This is a genomic window from Nocardia sp. NPDC060259 (assembly GCF_042728775.1).
Taxonomy (GTDB): domain Bacteria; phylum Actinomycetota; class Actinomycetes; order Mycobacteriales; family Mycobacteriaceae; genus Nocardia.
The window spans coordinates 1-16,653 of the sequence record NZ_JBHXAY010000133.1 but is presented as its reverse complement, the minus strand read 5'-3'; the positions used below and the strand labels follow the sequence as shown (position 1 = coordinate 16,653).

The 16,653-nt window shown below is 69.3% G+C and carries 21 protein-coding genes; 3 read left to right on the top strand and 18 right to left on the bottom strand.

Annotated features, from left to right (window positions below; genetic code table 11):
• Window positions 1-68: 68 nt before the first annotated feature.
• Window positions 69-1,523: an FAD-dependent monooxygenase gene (locus ACFWF2_RS30565; protein WP_379310941.1), complete on the bottom strand. Its 1,455-nt coding sequence runs from the start codon at window positions 1,521-1,523 to the stop codon at window positions 69-71.
• A gap of 96 nt (window positions 1,524-1,619) precedes the next feature.
• On the opposite strand from ACFWF2_RS30565, the gene ACFWF2_RS30560 reads away from it, so the two are divergent.
• Window positions 1,620-2,222, top strand: a complete 603-nt coding sequence (locus ACFWF2_RS30560; RefSeq protein WP_379310940.1) for a TetR/AcrR family transcriptional regulator — start codon at window positions 1,620-1,622, stop codon at window positions 2,220-2,222.
• A gap of 24 nt (window positions 2,223-2,246) precedes the next feature.
• On the opposite strand, the gene ACFWF2_RS30555 is transcribed toward ACFWF2_RS30560, so the two are convergent.
• The 12 genes from ACFWF2_RS30555 to ACFWF2_RS30500 form a co-directional block, all read right to left on the bottom strand.
• Window positions 2,247-2,552 (bottom strand): gas vesicle protein K, encoded by a 306-nt coding sequence (locus ACFWF2_RS30555; protein WP_379080300.1) that lies wholly within the window; start codon window positions 2,550-2,552, stop codon window positions 2,247-2,249.
• Window positions 2,545-2,775, bottom strand: a complete 231-nt coding sequence (locus tag ACFWF2_RS30550) for a gas vesicle protein (RefSeq protein WP_379310939.1) — start codon at window positions 2,773-2,775, stop codon at window positions 2,545-2,547. Before ACFWF2_RS30550 ends, ACFWF2_RS30555 begins: the two co-directional genes overlap by 8 nt.
• Window positions 2,772-3,566: a GvpL/GvpF family gas vesicle protein gene (locus tag ACFWF2_RS30545; RefSeq protein ID WP_379310938.1), complete on the bottom strand. Its 795-nt coding sequence runs from the start codon at window positions 3,564-3,566 to the stop codon at window positions 2,772-2,774. Before ACFWF2_RS30545 ends, ACFWF2_RS30550 begins: the two co-directional genes overlap by 4 nt.
• A complete protein-coding gene (locus ACFWF2_RS30540) occupies window positions 3,563-3,949 on the bottom strand; it encodes a gas vesicle protein (RefSeq protein WP_379310937.1) in 387 nt (128 codons plus the stop codon). The genes ACFWF2_RS30545 and ACFWF2_RS30540 overlap by 4 nt, the downstream gene beginning before the upstream one ends.
• Window positions 3,946-4,281 (bottom strand): gas vesicle protein GvpO, encoded by a 336-nt coding sequence (gene gvpO / locus ACFWF2_RS30535; RefSeq protein ID WP_379310936.1) that lies wholly within the window; start codon window positions 4,279-4,281, stop codon window positions 3,946-3,948. Before gvpO ends, ACFWF2_RS30540 begins: the two co-directional genes overlap by 4 nt.
• 5 nt (window positions 4,282-4,286) lie before the next feature.
• Window positions 4,287-4,538: a gas vesicle protein GvpG gene (locus ACFWF2_RS30530; protein WP_379310935.1), complete on the bottom strand. Its 252-nt coding sequence runs from the start codon at window positions 4,536-4,538 to the stop codon at window positions 4,287-4,289.
• Window positions 4,539-4,541: 3 nt separating this feature from the next.
• Window positions 4,542-5,303, bottom strand: coding sequence for a GvpL/GvpF family gas vesicle protein (locus ACFWF2_RS30525; RefSeq protein ID WP_379310934.1), 762 nt, complete (start codon window positions 5,301-5,303; stop codon window positions 4,542-4,544).
• Window positions 5,303-5,722 carry a gas vesicle protein GvpJ gene (gene gvpJ / locus ACFWF2_RS30520; protein WP_379310933.1) on the bottom strand — a complete coding sequence of 140 codons (420 nt, stop codon included), beginning with the start codon at window positions 5,720-5,722 and terminating at the stop codon, window positions 5,303-5,305. Before gvpJ ends, ACFWF2_RS30525 begins: the two co-directional genes overlap by 1 nt.
• Complete coding sequence (locus ACFWF2_RS30515; RefSeq protein ID WP_379310932.1) at window positions 5,719-6,858, bottom strand: SRPBCC family protein; 1,140 nt, start codon at window positions 6,856-6,858, stop codon at window positions 5,719-5,721. The genes gvpJ and ACFWF2_RS30515 overlap by 4 nt, the downstream gene beginning before the upstream one ends.
• Before the next feature lie 5 nt (window positions 6,859-6,863).
• Window positions 6,864-7,457, bottom strand: a complete 594-nt coding sequence (locus ACFWF2_RS30510) for a hypothetical protein (RefSeq protein ID WP_379310931.1) — start codon at window positions 7,455-7,457, stop codon at window positions 6,864-6,866.
• Between the two features lie 253 nt (window positions 7,458-7,710).
• Window positions 7,711-7,917, bottom strand: a complete 207-nt coding sequence (locus ACFWF2_RS30505; RefSeq protein WP_379310930.1) for a hypothetical protein — start codon at window positions 7,915-7,917, stop codon at window positions 7,711-7,713.
• Window positions 7,918-8,030: 113 nt separating this feature from the next.
• On the bottom strand, window positions 8,031-8,996 hold the full coding sequence (locus ACFWF2_RS30500; RefSeq protein ID WP_379310929.1) for a quinone oxidoreductase family protein: 966 nt from the start codon (window positions 8,994-8,996) through the stop codon (window positions 8,031-8,033).
• A gap of 76 nt (window positions 8,997-9,072) precedes the next feature.
• On the opposite strand from ACFWF2_RS30500, the gene ACFWF2_RS30495 reads away from it, so the two are divergent.
• Entirely contained in the window at window positions 9,073-9,441 is a 369-nt protein-coding gene (locus tag ACFWF2_RS30495; RefSeq protein WP_379310928.1) for a hypothetical protein, read from the top strand.
• 59 nt (window positions 9,442-9,500) lie between these two features.
• Here the strand turns inward: ACFWF2_RS30495 and ACFWF2_RS30490 are convergent, their stop codons facing one another.
• The 5 genes from ACFWF2_RS30490 to ACFWF2_RS30470 all read right to left on the bottom strand — a co-directional run bounded on the left by ACFWF2_RS30490 (window position 9,501) and on the right by ACFWF2_RS30470 (window position 14,990).
• Entirely contained in the window at window positions 9,501-10,469 is a 969-nt protein-coding gene (locus tag ACFWF2_RS30490) for a heme A synthase (RefSeq protein ID WP_379310927.1), read from the bottom strand.
• 66 nt (window positions 10,470-10,535) lie between these two features.
• Complete coding sequence (locus ACFWF2_RS30485) at window positions 10,536-11,318, bottom strand: ABC transporter permease (RefSeq protein WP_379310926.1); 783 nt, start codon at window positions 11,316-11,318, stop codon at window positions 10,536-10,538.
• Entirely contained in the window at window positions 11,315-12,247 is a 933-nt protein-coding gene (locus tag ACFWF2_RS30480; protein WP_379310925.1) for an ABC transporter ATP-binding protein, read from the bottom strand. Before ACFWF2_RS30480 ends, ACFWF2_RS30485 begins: the two co-directional genes overlap by 4 nt.
• Window positions 12,244-13,962 carry a polyprenol phosphomannose-dependent alpha 1,6 mannosyltransferase MptB gene (gene mptB, locus ACFWF2_RS30475; RefSeq protein WP_379310924.1) on the bottom strand — a complete coding sequence of 573 codons (1,719 nt, stop codon included), beginning with the start codon at window positions 13,960-13,962 and terminating at the stop codon, window positions 12,244-12,246. The genes ACFWF2_RS30480 and mptB overlap by 4 nt, the downstream gene beginning before the upstream one ends.
• Before the next feature lie 77 nt (window positions 13,963-14,039).
• Window positions 14,040-14,990, bottom strand: a complete 951-nt coding sequence (locus tag ACFWF2_RS30470; RefSeq protein WP_379310923.1) for a rhomboid family intramembrane serine protease — start codon at window positions 14,988-14,990, stop codon at window positions 14,040-14,042.
• Window positions 14,991-15,064: 74 nt separating this feature from the next.
• Here ACFWF2_RS30470 and ACFWF2_RS30465 point away from each other — a divergent pair, with 74 nt between their 5' ends.
• Window positions 15,065-16,543 (top strand): FAD-dependent oxidoreductase, encoded by a 1,479-nt coding sequence (locus tag ACFWF2_RS30465; protein WP_379310922.1) that lies wholly within the window; start codon window positions 15,065-15,067, stop codon window positions 16,541-16,543.
• Window positions 16,544-16,653 lie beyond the last annotated feature (110 nt).

The window sequence follows — 16,653 nt, the reverse complement described above, 5'->3', positions numbered from 1 at the left end:
GGGGCAGGGATGCCCGGCCACCGGCGTGTTCGCGGCGGTGCTGTCCGGCCGGCCCGCGGCGGCAGGGTTTACCAGCGGCGGGCGAGGTGGCCGTCCGGACGGATCAGGATCTGTGTGCCGGGGGTGGCCGCGTAGGCGGTGAACGCGTGACCGTCGGTGTCGACGAGTGTTGTGGATGCGAGCCGGTCGGCGACTTCTGTGCCCGGGGCGTCGGCGCGGCGGATCTCGACCGTGCGGACGGCGGGATCGTCGAGGGGCGTGCGGTCCGCCGACGCGAAACGCAGCAAGGTCGCGTGGGGACCGCGGAAGAGGTCGAACAGGCGGATCGGGCGGCCGGATTCGTCGTGCAGTGGGGCATCCGGTGCCCGGTCGCCCGCGACGAGCGGACCCTGCTCGGTGGGGGAGCGGTAGGTGATGCCGAGCTGGCGGGTCTCGGGGCCGCGGTGCATCGCGTCCTCGTCGCCGTCGACGAGTTTGCCGAGGAGTTCGGTGCTCAGGCCGAGCACGCGGGCCGCGACCGTGCGGCGTTCGGGTTCGTAGGTGTCGAGCGGGGCGGTGTCGCCGTCGAGGGCGGCCGCCAGTTTCCAGCCGAGGTTGTAGGCGTCCTGGACACCGGTATTGAGGCCCTGTCCGCCGGTCGGCGGGTGGACGTGGGCGGCATCGCCCGCGAGCAGCACCCGGCCGTCGCGGAAGCGCTCGGCGAGACGAATGTTGGGGCGCCACGCCGTGACCCACGACAGATCACTCAGGGTCAGGCCCAGCGTGGGGGCATGGTGGTCGGCGAGGTCCTGCAGGGTGGCCAAGTCGGGGGACTGATCCTCGGCCAGTGGCGCGGCGAACTGGAAGCGACGTCCACCCGGCAGCGGGGACAGGGTGAAACCGTTCATCGGCTGGTCGGCCGCGGCGGCGAACCAATAGCCGGACTCGTGGTCGAGGGCATCGACGCGGACATCACCGAGCAGCATCTTGATCGAGTCGTCGGTACTGCCATCGAACGCGATCCCGAGACCCTTGCGCACGGTGCTCGCGCCGCCGTCGGCGCCGACCAGATAGCGGGCGCGGACCGTCTCGTGGACGCCGTCGCGCAGCAGTGTCGCGGTGACGCCCGTGTCGTCCTGCGTGAAATCGACCAGCGCCGTGGCGAATTCGACCTGTCCGCCCAGCTCGGCCAACCGGGCCCGCAAGATCGCCTCGGTGTCGGACTGGCCGAGCACCCACCCGTTCGGGTACGGCACGTCCGGTGTCGGTGCGACCGGCTCCGCCATGCGCCGTTCGCCGGCGAACTCACCCGCGAAGTACACGCGCATCGCCGGGAGATCGCGCCCAGCGGCCGATACCGCGTCGAGGACACCGAGATCGTCGAACACCTCCAGCGTGCGCGGCTGGATGCCGTCACCGCGCGACCCCTGGAAGGGTGTCTCGGCTCGGTCGACGAGCCGGACGTCGATCCCGCGCCGCGCGAGATCGATGGCGAGGGTGAGACCGGTCGGGCCTGCGCCGGCGACAAGTACCTGGTCGGACATGGGAACCGCCTCCTGTTATGTGAACTGAATCGATATTCAGTGAATATGAATTCAGTTTCAGTGTTGGTACCGTGCTTGTCAAGGAGGTGGCGTCCGGTGGCAGGCAGCAGGCGCGAGAAATCCGCGGAGACCGAGCAGGCGCTCAAGGACGCCGCCCGGCAGGTCTTCGCCGAACACGGCTACCTGAACGCGAAGATCACCGACATCACCGCCGCCGCGGGCCGGGCCGCAGGCTCGTTCTACAACCACTTCGCGAGCAAAGAGGAACTGCTGCAAGCATTGCTGGCCGATATCGCGGCAGCGGGCGACGAACGCGCCGCCGATCCCGAACACAACGGCGACTTCACCGATCCGGCCGCGGTGCGCTACCACGTGCGCGGCTACTGGACCTTCGCCCGCGACAACACCTCGGTACTGCGGGCAATGGGGCAGGCAGCCCAGGTCAGCCCCGAATTCGCCCGGATCATCGCGGGTTTCAGCACCGCGCAGCGCGCCGATATCGCCGACCACGTCTCCGATTTCCCCGACCGCGGCCTCCAGCTGCCGGGGACTGTCGATGCCAGCCTGGCGATGATGTTCGCCGCGGTCGACGGGACGCTGCGCATGGTCGAGGACGGGTCGGTGACGCTGACCGACGAGGAGGCGATCGAGTCGATCACGCGCTTCGTCTACCGGGGGCTCACCGGTCGCGACTATTGACCGCGATCCACGACGCTCATGGTGTCAGCGGTCGGTCGGGTCACGCGGGAGCAGAGTGCCGAGGGGGCCGAGGTCGATGTTGAGGTCTTCCGGGGTGAGGCCGAAGTGGTCGCGTAGTTCGTCCATGCGTTGTTCGAGCAGCATCAGGGTGGTGCCGATGCGTTCGATCTGGGTGTCGGTGAGGTCGCCCGCGTCGACGCGGCGTAACGCTTGCCGCTCCATCAGTTGCCGCAGTAGCTCCACCAGCGTGAGGACGAGGGTGACCAGCCCGCGCTCGACGGATTCCGGTTCGGTGTCGATACGCGGTGGGATGCCGCCGAATTCAGTCATCGCCGGGCGGTTCCAGCACACCGCGCATCGTGGACCCGACCGGCGCCGAGAGGGTGCTGATCGAGGAGATGAGGGCTCGCAACGAGATCTGGACGAGGTCGACGTCCGCGATGGCGAGTGTGATGTCGCCGGAAATCACCACGCCACCGGCCAGCACCCGATCCAGCAGATCGACAAGCGCGACGCGGCGCTCGCCGTCGACAGCGCGGTCGACCTGGCTCATGCCGGCTCGCGTTCTACGCCCGCGAACGAATACGGCGGCCACGGGCCGGTGAGTTCGAGCCGGATGCCGGGGAATTCGGCGCCGAGCATCGTGACGGTCGCGGTGAAGTCGTCGGTGCGATCGTCGTCGACGAGGTATGTCCCGTTGAGCACTATCCAGTCCCGGCGCCCACTCAGCGCCGGATCGGTCAGCGGCTGGAGTCGTCCTGCCGCGGCGTGGTGAACCAGGCGCGTGTGGATCTCCTCGGCGCGCTCCGCGGCGTCGCGTTCCACGGTCTCCCGTGCGGACAGTTGTGCGCGGCGCCGGGCGAGATACGCGGTCCCCGCCCCCGTCGCGCCGCCTGCGTTGGCGGCCCGCGCCTCGGCCACGGCAGTGGTGAGGGCGGCGCGATCGCCGTAAACTTTCACGCCCCACTCGGTGCGGCCGCTCACCAGGGCCAGCGCCGCATCGAAGTCGGCTCGCCGGTCGTCGAGCAGCTCGCGCACTCGGTCGTCGTCGCTGAAGACGGTGGCCAGTCGCAGCGGGAGGGCCGGACCTCGGCGCACCAAGGTCGACACCACGGCGTCGTGCGTGCGGGCGGTCCTTTCCAGCCAGTCGAGATCCTCCAAGTGCCCGCGTAGCGGTTGCTCCCCGAAAACCTCCAGCGGCACCGAGCCGACGACCGCCGTCAGATCATCCGAGACCACCGTCCGCACCGGCTCGCCCGCGACTCCGGTCAGCTCGCTCAGTTCCGCCACACCGCCGCGGCTGGACGTCACCGCGTACAGCCAGACCCCGAGGTCAGCGGTCACGATCGCTGTTCCTTGGGCTCGCGGCCGCGCTCGACGAGTTGACGGTTGTCGTTCGTCGCCTCCAGCTGGGCGATCCGATCCCGAAGTTCCCGGTTCTCGAGTTCGAGATCCCGATCCTGCCGTTCCAGCGTGCGGGCCTTGCTGTTGAGCCAGGGGTCGGTCTCCCACCAGTCGATGCCGACCGACTTGGCCGTCTCCAGAGACGCGATCACCAAGCGCAGCTTGATCGTGAGCAGTTCGATGTCGAGCAGGTTCACCTGGATGTCGCCCGCGATCACCAAGCCCTTGTCGAGGACCCGCTCCAGGATGTCGGCGAGGTTCGTGGACTGATGCCCGCCCCCGTAGGGCTGCGGGACAGAAGATCCGCCTCCGACGACAGTCATCGCCGCTCGTTTCCGCCGACGGCGGTATTGCCGCGCCCGTAGCGCTGTGTTCTGCGATAGGCCAGCAGATTCCCGTCGAGATCGATCTCCGCCTCGTAGAGCGCCAGGATGTCCGCCGACGAGGGGATGCGTCGATCCTCGAGTACCTCGATCTCCACCAGCCAGCCGTCCTCCGTCGGTTCCATGCGGGTGACGCCCTGCACCTGTTTCGACGTCAGTTCGACGAGATGCTCGATCGCCACCGCCGCGGCTTGTGCCGCGCTCAGGGGAGGCTGTTCGTTCGACGACGAGTACTCGTCCTCGGAATCGTCGGAGGTAGTCTTGCGGGCCACGCGAGTCACTCCTCCGGCTGGTCGATCGCGGTCGCGGAGCCGGTCATGCGATCCAGGATCGACTGCTGCGCTTGCTTCTGCTCTTCTTCGGACAGGTCACCGGCCGCCGCCGCGCGATCGATCTCCTCGAGCTCGGCTCGCAGCGTCGCGGGATCATGGAGCTGCTGCTCGACCTGGTCCTGGATCACTTCGCCGAGCCACATCACGCCGCGAACCGGCGCGAGGGGCAACGTCACTATCGCTGAGAGCAGACCCATGCCTCACCCCTCCGGGGCTCGCTTCGTCACGAAGTCGTAGGCCGCCATCGGTCCGAGCAGGTTCAGCTCCACCCGGCCGTCCCATCCCTCGGCGAGCCGACGCAGCGTATCCTCCAACTCTTGCTGCCGGGCCAGCTCGACCAGCACCGCGATGTGGACGGCGTCCTCCTCATGGCTGGGCTCGCGCTGGTTGACCAGCGGTTCGAACGTCTCGAGCTCGGACACCGTCGTGCGGGTATCCTCGGCTCGTTTGGTCTCGATGGCCTGATTGATCAGCTCGCCCAGCGCGATCCGGGCATTACGGGTGGCGTCCTCCGGTTTGTCGCGGATCTCCTCGCGGAGGCGGGCGGCCTCCGCGTTCTCGTCGAGCAGTTCCCGCAGGATGGTGTCCTCGACGTAGCGCCCTCTGATCACGAACTGCGCCCGGCCCTCGAGTTCCTTCAGCGCGGCGCGGAATTCGTCCTCGTTCGCCTCCAGCAATTCGTTCTCCACCGCCTCCGCGTCGGTCATGACGGCACCGAACCGCAGCGGTAGCACCGGAGCGACGACAGCCGACCCGTCCAGCAGTTCGGCATGGACGGTGAGGTCATCGGGTGTGCCCAGTGGCCGATCGGATTCGAGCGCGCTGACCAGCGCGGCGATCTCGCCGTGCCGCACCACGGTGACCTCACCCGGAGGATCGCCGACACCGGTCGCGTGCGGCTCGGGTTCGACGTCGGCGGGCACGATGCCGTAGACATAGACGGAGGTTGTGTCGGCAGCCATCACTCCTCCACGCGTCTGGACGACCGGGGCACTGTTCGGCGCTTCTCCTGCACGTCGTCGAAAAAGTCCGTGACCTTCTCGCCGGCCGCCTCGAGAACGCCCTTTGTCTTGTGCTTCGCTGCACCTTGGGTGACGTCGCCGACGATATCGGTCAGCCCCTTCGGTTCGCTGGTCGAGATCTCCAGCCGGTTGACCGCTTCGGCGAAACGCAGATAGGTGTCGACACTGGCCACCACGACGCGCGCGTCGATGGTCACCAGCTCGATGCCGACCAGTGACACGCGGGCGAACGCGTCGATGACCAGTCCTTTGTCGAGAATCGTGTCTATGACGTCAGCCAGGCTGGAGGAATTCGGCCGCGCCAACGTGCCGGCTCCACCTCCACCTCCACCTCCACCTCCTGCGGGTTCGATGGTCATTCGCTTGCTCCTCGGCTCTCACGCGCCCGGCGGGTCACCGGGCTCTTGCGGCGGGCGGCCGGTCGGCGGCGAGGTGGCTCTGGTTCTTCCTCCTCCTCGTCTTCTTCGGTCTCGTCCGGCTCCTCGTCCTCGGGGGCTTCTTCGTCCTCGGGAGTTTCTTCGTCCGCGAGGTCGTCTTCGGTGTTCTCTTCTTCCTCACGCCGTGCGGTCTCGTCGTCTTTGACGACCTCGCTGTCGTGGATCTCGCCGTGCCAGCCGACGATGTCGTCGCTGTGCAGCACCGCGTCGAGCATGACCTGCCGCTGGAAGTGCTTGAGTTCCAGGCGGCACCGGCGACCTGCCGCGCGCCACAGATTGGCGGTCTTCTCGAACAGTCCCTGGGGGTGGTACTCGAGCACCACGAGGATGCGGGTGAGCCCCGGCGTGATCTCGTGGAAGGTGACCGCGCCGTCGATGTAGCCTTTGGCGCCCTTGGAACGCCAGACGATCCGCTCGAACGGCACCTGCTCGAGGATCGTGGATTCCCAGGTCCGTCTGGACCAGAACACTTTGCCGGTCCAGCTGAGCTTTTCGTCGGCGACCTGCTCGACCTGCTCGACCTTCTTCGTGAACTTCGGAAAATCCGCGAACTGGGTCCACTGGTCATAGGCCAGATCGATCGGAACCCCCACGTCGATGTGCTCGACGATATTGGTCAGCTTCAGCTTCTTGCCGCCGCCTTTGCCTTTGCCCTTGCCGCCGGTCAATGACTCCTTGGCCGCCTCGAACGTTTCGCCGACCGAGTGCCGGAGCTTGCTCATGCTGCCGCTGACAGCCGCTCGCAACGGCGAGGCACCTCCGGCCAGCTTCTCGACACCGGTCACCGCGGCCAGCAGATTCCCTCCGTTACCCTCGCCGTACTCGGTCAACCGGCCCGCGGTCTTCGATACCCGGTTCGACAGCCCGGACACGGTGCGTTCGGCCAGCGTTCCGGCGAGGTTCTGCACGGATTGCTGCAGCATGGCCGTCGGGGTGGCTGCCTGCGCTGTTTTCCGTGCCGTCGACCCAGCCCGGGTCGCGGCGTGGGTGGCGCGGCCTGCGGTATCGGTGGCCGCCTTGCCGACTCCGGCGGTCGTGTCGCGCAACGTCTTCGTCATCGACCTCACCTCCTCGCGCGTCGCACGGGCGCTTCGTCGGGGTCGGAGCGGCTACGGCGTCGGACAGCCGAAGCCGGCTTGCGGTCCGCGGACCCGGAGCTACGGGCCGCGGTCCGGGAGCCGGTTTTCCGTCCGCCCGCGGTTCCGGTCCGGCGTGCCCGCGTCCGTGCGACGGGCTGAGCGCTGTCGTCCTCGTCGCTGCTTCGTCCGGAATCGTCTTCGTCCTCGAGATCCTCGTCCTCGTCCTCGTCGGCGGACGCTTGCTCGTCGTCCCGGATCGATTCGTCGTCGTACTCGTCTTCGTCGGAATCCGCTTCGTGCGACTCGTCTCGGTCCTCGTCGATCGCGAGCGTGGAGCCCTGCTGCAACCGGGCGTTGAGCGCGTCGATCCGATTGCTCGCGGCGGTGACCGCCGCCGTCCGGACTGCGCCTGCCAACTCGCCGCGAACAGTGTCGGTGAGCCGAGTCAGCTCCGGCGACGATTTGAGCAGCGAAGCGCCGCGTCCCAGCAGCTCCGCGGGGGTACCCGAGGACCGCTTGGCCATTGCCGCGCCCGCCAGGGCCAACGCAAAGCGCATTTTGCGCGTGCGGCCGAGCACGTACCCGATTCCCACCCCTACCGCAATTCTTGTTCCGCCCTTCATACTCACTCCTCGCTGGCTCGACTGCCACGGCACCGACGCGTCCCCGGTACGTCGAGCTATGACACCCCTATGAGTGGGGTAGACCACATGCATTCCAGCGTATGCCTAGTTACCGTATGGGTCGACGGGTTCTGCCTGCGAAAACACACGCGCGGTCGGCATCTGAGCCGTCATCTGGCAATCAGTGAATTCGGGACACCGAGCGGGATCAGGGGTTATGCATCAGCTGTTTGGCAAGGCCGAACAGGCGGCTACCGAGCTTGATGACAGGAAGCCCCAGCGGAATCAGGAGGATCGTCGCGCACAACACGGCACCGAGGATCCACACCACGGCAGCGAGCAACCCGACTACCGTGCCGAGCACAGCCGTCAGGATCCCCACCACCACATTGAGCAGGCCCTGTATCGCTCGCATGACAACCTTCCTGCCTCCATTCTGCGCTCTTCTCACTCGATGCGCCCCCGCCCGCCCCCGAAGGGCGCGGGCAAAGCCGCCGGAGTTCGGCGAGAACCGGATGGCTCGGGAAGCTAGGGCAGCAGGACGATGGAGCCGGTGGTCTTGCGTGCGGCGAGATCCTGGTGGGCCTGGGCGGCGTCGGCGAGGGGGTAGGTCGCGCCGATCCGGAAGGTCAGGGTGCCCGCGGCGATGCCGTCGAAGACATCGGTTGCGCGCCAGAGGAATTCGGTGCGGTCCCGGGTGTAGGCGCCAAGGGACGGGCGGGTGAGCCAGAGGGAACCGGCCGGGTTGAGGCGTTGCGGGTCGAACGGCGGGACCGCCCCGCTGGCCGCGCCGAACAGGGCCAGGGTGCCGCGCACGCGCAGCGAGGCGAGGCTGGCTTCGAAGGTGCTGGCGCCGACGCCGTCGTAGACCGCGGCGACACCGGCGCCATCGGTCAGTTCGCGGACCTGCGCGGCAAGATCGTCACCGTAGCGCAGGACCTCGCGGGCGCCCGCCTGGCGCGAGAGCTTTTCCTTGTCGTCGGTGGAGACGGTGGTGATCACCCGGGCGCCCTTGGCGGCGGCCATCTGGGTGAGCAGCAGCCCGACGCCGCCCGCGCCGGCGTGGATGAGTACCGGATCGCCGGGTTCGGGGCGGAACACCGATTCGACCAGGTAGTGCGCGGTCATGCCCTGGAGCAGGGCGGCCGCCGCGACGACCGGTTCGACGGCGTCGGGCACCCGCACCGCCACGGCCGCGTCGACGGCGACCTTGCCCGCGTAGCTGCCCGGCGCCGCGGCCCACGCCACCCGGTCGCCGACCGCGAACTCGGTGACCTCCGCGCCGACCTCCGCCACGATGCCGGTGCCTTCGGAGCCCGGTATATAAGGAGTCGCCTGCGGATACAGTCCGGTGCGGAAGTAGATGTCGATGTAGTTGACGCCGACGCCCTGCGTGTCGACCAGCAGCTGACCCGGCCCGATCTGTGGATCCGCCACCTCGACGTACCGCAGGACCTCGGGACCACCGTGCTCGGAAACCTGAATCGCGCGCATGAGTCTCCTTTGTACACCCCGTGTTCGACGCCACTCGGGGGTGGACTCGGAACTACCGGCCGGTAAACTCACGGCCATGAGTGCTACCACCGCCGCCCCCGTCGCCGTGAAGGTGCCTGCCGAGGTCGAGAAGTCCGTCGTCAAGTTCGTCGCCGAGCACGGTGGTTCGGGGACGGCCGTGCTGCAGTACCTCGGCGAGCAGGGCGTGCGCATCACGCTGGTCGGCGCCGACGGCATCCTGGGCGACCGCGTGGTGGCCGACATGGCGACCGCGAAGGCCCTGGTCGAGCGGGTCGACGGCCTCGCCGAGACCGAGGAGTGGAACCGCGAGCTGGTCTCCGTCGTGACCCCGGCCGCGTCGCACTGGAAGAAGATGGCGGGCTGGGTCGCCAACCAGACCCGCTTCCCGAAGGCGCGCAACGGGAAGCTCTTCACCGGCGCCTGAGCCCGGTACGCCAACAGCCCGCGATCATCGAGATCGCGGGCTGTTGTCTTGTCAGGAGATCAGTGTCCCGCGGGCACCGGAGCGGGCGCGTCGACCTGCTCGCGGACGCGCAGCGACGCCCACAGCGCGGCGGTCGCGGCCGTGCATGCCGCGGCGCCGCCGACATGGATGGCGACCAGCGCGGCGGGCACATCGGTGAAGTACTGGACGACGCCGACCAGAGACTGGGACACGACCAGCCCGAGCAGCACGTACAGGCGGACGCGGATCGCCGGCGTGATACCGACGGCGAACAGGCCGAACGCGAGGCCGACGAGCAGCGCCAGATAGCCGACGAGCAACTGCGAGTGCAGGTGCACCAGCGTCACGATCTCGACTTGCAGGCGCGCGACCGGGCGCTCGATGCTCTTGTCACCGGCATGCGGTCCGGCGGCGGTGACCAGCGTGCCCGCGATCAGCACACCCGCCAGCGCGACACCGCTGAGCGCGGTGAGCCAGCGCAGGGGAGCGGGCACGCCGACGGTGTCGATGCCATCATCGGGCTGGCCGATCTTGGCGTAGAGCACGACCGCCAGCCACACCATCACCATCGAGGCCAGCAGGTGCACGGCCACCGTCCACCACAGCAGCCCGGTGCGCACGGTGATGCCGCCGATGATCGCCTGCACGACGGTGCCGCCGGGCATCAGCCACGCGTAGACGAGCACCTCGCGACGGCGCCGCGCCCTGACCACGGCGAGCACGATCAGCGCGGCGCACAGTGTCACCGCGAAGGTGAGCAGCCGGTTGCCGAACTCGACGGTCTGATGGATGACCGGCACCTCCGACACCCCCACCGGGGTGAAGCTGCCGGGGAAGCACTGCGGCCAGGTCGGGCAGCCGAGGCCCGACGCGGTGACGCGCACGACGGCGCCGGTCACGGAAATGCCTGCCTGGCTGAGGATCACCGCGAACGCGATGAGCCGCTGCACCCGCAGCGAGGGGAGCGGCAGCCGGTCGACGAGTCCCAGGAAGGCGCGATACAGCACGTCACGATGGTACTGGCCGCGAATTCCCGGCCGATACCAGGGCTACTACAGTGCGTCGTTGATCACTCAGCTGAACCGGAACAGCCGGGTCGCGAGCCACCCGCAGACCACGCCCCACACCGCGAGCACCGCGACACCGAACCAGTCGACCGCCCCGGACAGCGCCGCTTCCAGCGCGAACGCCAGCGCGCCGGACGGGACCAACCGGACGAGCACGGTGACCGCGGTGTGCAGCGAATCGCCGACCAGCACCAGGCTGGCGACGCCGAGCATGATGAACCACAGGACATTGGCCAGCGCCAGCACGACCTCGGCCTTGAGCGTCCCGCCCAGCAGCAGGCCCATGGCCGCGAAGGTCGCGGTGCCGAGCGCGATCACCAGTGCGCCGAGCGCGAGACCGCCGAGCCCGGGCCGCCAGCCCAGTGCGGCACCGATCACGCCGAGCAGTATCGCCTGCAGCACCACGACGATCAGGACCGCCGCGCACTTGCCCGCGATCACGCCCCAGCGCGGCAGCGGCGTCGCGCCGAGGCGCTTGAGCGCGCCGTAGCGCCGGTCGAAGCCGACGGCGATGGCCTGGCCGGTGAACGCGGTCGACATCACCGCGGTCATCATGACCATCGGCACCACCTTCTCGACCCGGTGCTCGCCGAGTTCGCCGAACGGCAGCAGGGTGAGCCCGATCAGCAGGGTGATCGGGATGAACATGGTGAGCAGCAACTGTTCGCCGTTGCGCAGCAACAGCTTCAGCTCGAGCCCGGTCTGGGCGGTGAGCATCGTCGCGCGCGAGGCCGGTCGCGGGCCGGGGGCGAATGTGCCGGGGAGGAACCGGCTGGTGGTCTCGGTCATCCGCGCAGGTCCCGTCCGGTCAGTTCGAGGAAGACATCTTCGAGGCGGCGCGCATCGATGCGGATGTCGGTGGCCAGCACGTCCATCCTGGCGCACCAGGCGGTGACGGTCGCCAGCACCTGCGGGGTGATCTCGCCCTCGACGAGATAGGTGCCCGGCGATGTCTCGCGCGGCGAGAAGCCTTCCGGCAGCGCCGATTTCAGCAACGCGATATCGAGTTTCGGCGGCGCGCAGAACCGCAGCTGACCCGCGGCGCCGTGCGCGGTGACCTCGGCGGGCGTGCCCTGGGCGACGATCTCGCCGTGATCGATGATCACCAGCTGGTCGGCGAGCTGTTCGGCCTCGTCCATCATGTGCGTGGTGAGGACGACGCTCACCCCGTCCCGGCGCAGGGCGTCGATCAGTTCCCACACGATCAGCCGCGCCTGGGCGTCCAGGCCCGCGGTGGGTTCGTCGAGGAAGACGATCTCCGGCCTGCCGACCAGCGCGCAGGCCAGCGCGAGCCGCTGCTGCTGACCACCGGACAGGCGGCGGTAGGGCGTGCGGCGGTTGTCCCGCAGGCCGAGCGTCGCCAGCAGCCAGTCGGGATCGATCGGGTCGGCCGAGTACGCGGCGACCAGGTCGAGCATCTCGCCAGCGCGGGCGCCCGGGTAGGCGCCGCCGCCCTGCAGCATCACGCCGATGCGCGGGCGCAGCTGTTCGGAGTCGGCGATCGGGTCGAGCCCGAGGACGCGCACCGTGCCCGCGTCGGGGCGGACGAAGCCCTCGCACATCTCGACGGTGGTGGTCTTGCCCGCGCCGTTGGGGCCGAGCAACGCGAACACCTGGGCCTGTTCGACATCGAACCGCAGGCCGTCGACCGCGGTGGTCTCGCCATAGCGCTTGACCACGCCGTCGACGCTAACAGCGGGTCCGGGGCGACTTGTCACGATGTCACACGGTAAGCCGTGCCCTCCTGTGACGGAGCCGACACCCCCGGCTGAGCGCGCCACGGGAGGGAGTGCCGGGTGAGTGCGAAGAACAACGCGAAGCAGACCGCGGCTGCCAGTGCGGCGCCGATGATCTGGAAGACCTGGAATTCCGCACCGCGCGGCATCACCAGCATCGAGACGACCGCGGAGAACGCGACCGCGGGCACACGGAACACCGGCTGGGTCGCCCAGGCGGCCAGCGGCACGATCGCCCACAGCAGGTACCAGGGCTGGACCACCGGGAACAGCAGCACGATCGCGCCGAGCGAGACGCCGAGCGCGCCGACCGGGTGCAGCCTGCCGGTGCCGGTGGCGACCAGCATGCGCACCGTCACGTAGGCCGCGACCGCCGCCGCGATGGGCCGGGTGATCGACAGCAGCGCCGTCGTGTGATCACCGAGACCGAGGAGGACGCCGCCGAATCCGGTGATGATGCCGATGACCGTCGGCAGCGACATCCAGCTGCGCACGGCGCTGGCGGTGTTGAGGGTGAAGATCCAGCCGAACCCGAGTCCGCTCAGCCAGCTCACCAGCAGTGTCGTCACCCCGGCGATCAGACCGAGCAACAGGGCCGCCTTGACCACTGCCTGGAGGGTGCCGCCCCACCTGCGGGCCAGCGCCATACCGACGAAGCCGAGCGCGATGATCGAGGTGAACTTGACCGATGACGACAGCGTGATCACCACCGCGCCACCGATCAGCAGGCCATAGGCACGAGCGTCGAAGGGTGCGAGATTCGTGCCGGTCAACCGATCAGGCATGCCGCCGTTGCCGTAGATCGCGCGCAGCATCATCTCCACACCGGCCAGCATCAGACCGAGCATGAGCGCGTCGTTGTGCACGCCGCCGACCAGATGGAACAGCACCAGCGGATTCGCCGCGCCCAGCCACAGCGCGCTCACCGGGGCGACGCCGCAGCGCACGGACAGCCGGGGCAGCGCCCACACGATCAAGGCGACACCGGCCAGCGCGAGCAGCCGGTGCACCCACACCCCGGCGATGATGTTGTCCCCGGTCAGCTCCGCGATGCCACGGCCGATCCACAGGAACAGCGGACCGTAGGGCGCGGGCGTGTCGCGCCAGATCGTCGGCACATTGTTGGTGAGGACGTTGTCGATGCCGAGCCCGGCGACCGGCCCCTCCAGATAGGGGTCGATGCCGCGCGCGGCGATCTCGCTCTGCGCCAGATAGGAATAGACGTCGTTGCTGAACATCGGCGGCGCCACGCTGAGCGGGATGATCCACAGCAGCAGCGTCCGGTCCAGCTGCGACCGGCTCAACCGGTGCAGCGGCGAACCGGCCAGCCCGCCGACGGCGAACCTGCCGAGCAGCAGCCACGCGCCGATCACCAGGACGGTGCCGAACATGCACATCGCCAGCGACCCGGTGTGCGCCCGCGCGAAGATGCCGAGTACCCGCATGCCCGAGACCGGGTTCTGGTGCACCGGCTGCGCACCGATGCCCAGCGCCGCGATCGCCATCAGCACCGCGCCGGTCGCGCCCATCAGCCGGATCCGGTCCAGTTGCGCGCGCTCGTTCTTGTCGAGCCCGGGGACCTCGCTCTCGTCGCGGTGCAGCACCGCGACGGTGTGATCGGGCGTCGGCACGTCGAGCCCGAGAGCCCGCCTCCCGAACGCCAGTGTCTTGCGCGCCGCGCCCTCCAGTACCGCCACGAACACGGAGCCTAGTGTGGTCCGCCGCGCGTGGCGCTGTTCCGGTCGGCCGCACGTCGTCGACGAGCGCGGATCGGCTACCGCGGCTGCGGCGTCTCGAGGACGGGGGCCGTCACCTCGACGGGCGCCTTCGGCAGGTCGCCGCGCACGACGAAGGTGGCCGCGACGGTGACGGCGAGGCACGCCACCGCGACCGCGGCGAAGGCGACCCAGCCGACGCGCCGCGCTGCTTCCGGTGTCCGCGCCGCTTCCGGCCCGCGGGCCAGCAGCCAGCCGGGGACGAACAGGAAACCGAGCGCGGCGAGCGTGCCCGCGGCCAGCCCGCCGAGGTGGCCCCACAGCGAGATGCCGGGTAGCGAGAAACTGATCAGCACGTTGACGCCGATGACGACCAGCATCGGCGTCGGGCTCTGCCGCAGCCGGATCAGCGTCACGGTGACCGCGCCGAACAGGCCGTACACCGCGCCGGAGGCCCCCGCGGTCGCGACGATCGTGTCCGACAGGGCCATCACCGCGGCGGAACCGCCGAGCAGCGAGACCAGGTAGACACAGGCGAACCGCACCCTGCCGAGCACCTGCTCGAGATCGCGTCCGACGACATAGAGCGCGAACATGTTGACCAGCAGGTGGATCGCGCCGTAATGCAGGAATCCCGAGCCGATCAGTCGCCACCACTCGCCGTCGGCCACCAGCAGCGGAACCAGCACGAACTCCCGGAACAGCGCCGACCCGCGATAGTTGTCCATCGCGCTGCCCGCCTGGGCGGCCGTGATGACGTAGACCAGCACATTGATCGCGATCAATCCGTAGGTGACATACGGAACCGCACCGCTACCGGCCCGCCCGCCACCGACGGTGCGCACCTGCCGCACGTCCCGCTGCCCCTGCCGCACGCAGTCCACGCAGTGCTGTCCGACCGAGGCGGGCCGCAGGCATTCCGGACAGGCGGGCCTGCCACACCGCGTGCACGCGAGTCCGGTGGGTCGATCGGGGTGGCGGACACACGTGGGTGTGGGCGGGGTGGACACACCGCCATCGTGCCATGCGCCGACGCGGCGGGCTGGGGGAGTTTCGGTTGACGCGTCGGGGTTATGACCGGGACATGACGTCATTGTGGTTGAACAACGCCGAGGTCCCCGCCCGTTTGCGGCTCACCACCGGTTCCCGCTTCGACACCGTCGTCATCGGCGCCGGGCTGGTCGGGCTGGCGACCGCGCTGCTGCTGGCCGAGCAGGGCCGCGAGGTCGCGGTGCTCGAGGCCAGGCGGGTCGGCGCCGGCACGACCGCCGCCTCCACGGCGAAGATCTCGCTGCTGCAAGGAACCCGGGCCCAGGCCATCGCGCGCAGGCACGGCATGGCGACGCTGGCGCGCTATATCGCGGGCAACGTCGAGGGATTGGATTGGCTGCTGAACTTCTGCGCGGGCCACGATATCGACGCCCAGCGGGTCCCCGCGCTCACCTACGCCCAGAACCAGTCCGAAACCGCCGCTGTGCGTGCGGAATTCGAGGCCACCCGCACCGTGGGACTACCCACCGAGCTGGTCGACGACATCGACGTCCCGTTTCCCACCTACGGCGCGGTCCGCCTGCGCGAGCAAGCCCAGATCGACCCGATGGCGATGCTGGCCGCCCTCGCCGCCGACGTGGAATCGCACGGCGCGCCGATCTTCGAATCCACGCGCGCCCAGAGCCTGCACCACCGCGACGGCGAGGTCGTGATCGGCACCGAACACGGCGAGGTGTCGGCGGCGAACGTCGTGGTGGCCACCGGCACCCCGATCTTCGACCGCGGCGGCTTCTTCGCCCGCCTCACCGCGCAGCGTTCCTATCTGTCGGCGTGGCGGGTTCCGGGACCGGTGCCGCAGGAGATGTACATCAGTGCCGGACAGCCCATCCGGTCGCTGCGCGTGTTCCCGGCCGAGGACGGTGACGTGCTGCTCGTCGGCGGCAGCGGCCACGACGTCGGCCGGGAGGGCTCGGCCACCGCCCACGTCCAGCAGCTGCTCGACTGGACCGGCCGCTGGTTCCCTGGTGCCGAACTGCTGCACCGCTGGTCGGCCCAGGACTACCACCCCGTCGGCGAACTGCCTTATGTCGGACCGCTGCTTCCTGGTCGCGACGATGTCCTGGTCGCCACCGGCTTCGCGAAATGGGGACTGACCAACGGCGCCGCCGCCGCACACGCGCTGGCCGGGCGGCTGACCGGCAAGCCGCCGCCGTGGGCGGGCACCCTGTCCGCCTGGCGTCTCAACGAGGTGACCTCGGTCCTGGCAGGCGCCAGGTCCAACGTGGCGGTGGCCCGATACCTGTCGACCGGGTGGTTGCGGCTGGTCGGCGCGGGCGGGCACCCGGTGCCGCCCGAAGGCTGCGGCTGGACCGAACGTCACGGGTTGCGCCCCACCGCCGTCTGCACCGTCGACGGCGTGACCACCGAGGTGTCGGCGGTGTGCCCGCACCTGTACGGCATAGTGCGGTGGAACGACGCCGAACGCACCTGGGACTGCCCGCTGCACGGATCGCGTTTCGCCCCCGACGGCACCGTGCTCGAGGGCCCGGCGACCGAACCGCTACCCCGGTGACGAACCCCGGCGCTGTGCGATGAGTCACCCCGGCGCGCGGAATTGATCCGGCGCCGGGAGCGGTACCTGGGCTTTTACCCGGGGCAGTGGAACGGGATGCGGCGACTTCC

Excerpts from the sequence above, each read along its gene's own strand:
- ACFWF2_RS30565 (WP_379310941.1), bottom strand. The coding sequence starts at position 1,523 with ATGTCCGACCAGGTACTTGTCGCCGGCGCAGGCCCGACCGGTCTCACC.
- ACFWF2_RS30555 (WP_379080300.1), bottom strand. The coding sequence starts at position 2,552 with ATGACTGAATTCGGCGGCATCCCACCGCGTATCGACACCGAACCGGAA.
- ACFWF2_RS30550 (WP_379310939.1), bottom strand. The coding sequence starts at position 2,775 with ATGAGCCAGGTCGACCGCGCTGTCGACGGCGAGCGCCGCGTCGCGCTT.
- ACFWF2_RS30540 (WP_379310937.1), bottom strand. The coding sequence starts at position 3,949 with ATGACTGTCGTCGGAGGCGGATCTTCTGTCCCGCAGCCCTACGGGGGC.
- ACFWF2_RS30530 (WP_379310935.1), bottom strand. The coding sequence starts at position 4,538 with ATGGGTCTGCTCTCAGCGATAGTGACGTTGCCCCTCGCGCCGGTTCGC.
- ACFWF2_RS30525 (WP_379310934.1), bottom strand. The coding sequence starts at position 5,303 with ATGGCTGCCGACACAACCTCCGTCTATGTCTACGGCATCGTGCCCGCC.
- gvpJ (WP_379310933.1), bottom strand. The coding sequence starts at position 5,722 with ATGACCATCGAACCCGCAGGAGGTGGAGGTGGAGGTGGAGGTGGAGCC.
- ACFWF2_RS30515 (WP_379310932.1), bottom strand. The coding sequence starts at position 6,858 with ATGACGAAGACGTTGCGCGACACGACCGCCGGAGTCGGCAAGGCGGCC.
- ACFWF2_RS30505 (WP_379310930.1), bottom strand. The coding sequence starts at position 7,917 with ATGCGAGCGATACAGGGCCTGCTCAATGTGGTGGTGGGGATCCTGACG.
- ACFWF2_RS30500 (WP_379310929.1), bottom strand. The coding sequence starts at position 8,996 with ATGCGCGCGATTCAGGTTTCCGAGCACGGTGGTCCCGAGGTCCTGCGG.
- ACFWF2_RS30495 (WP_379310928.1), top strand. The coding sequence starts at position 9,073 with ATGAGTGCTACCACCGCCGCCCCCGTCGCCGTGAAGGTGCCTGCCGAG.
- ACFWF2_RS30485 (WP_379310926.1), bottom strand. The coding sequence starts at position 11,318 with ATGACCGAGACCACCAGCCGGTTCCTCCCCGGCACATTCGCCCCCGGC.
- ACFWF2_RS30465 (WP_379310922.1), top strand. The coding sequence starts at position 15,065 with ATGACGTCATTGTGGTTGAACAACGCCGAGGTCCCCGCCCGTTTGCGG.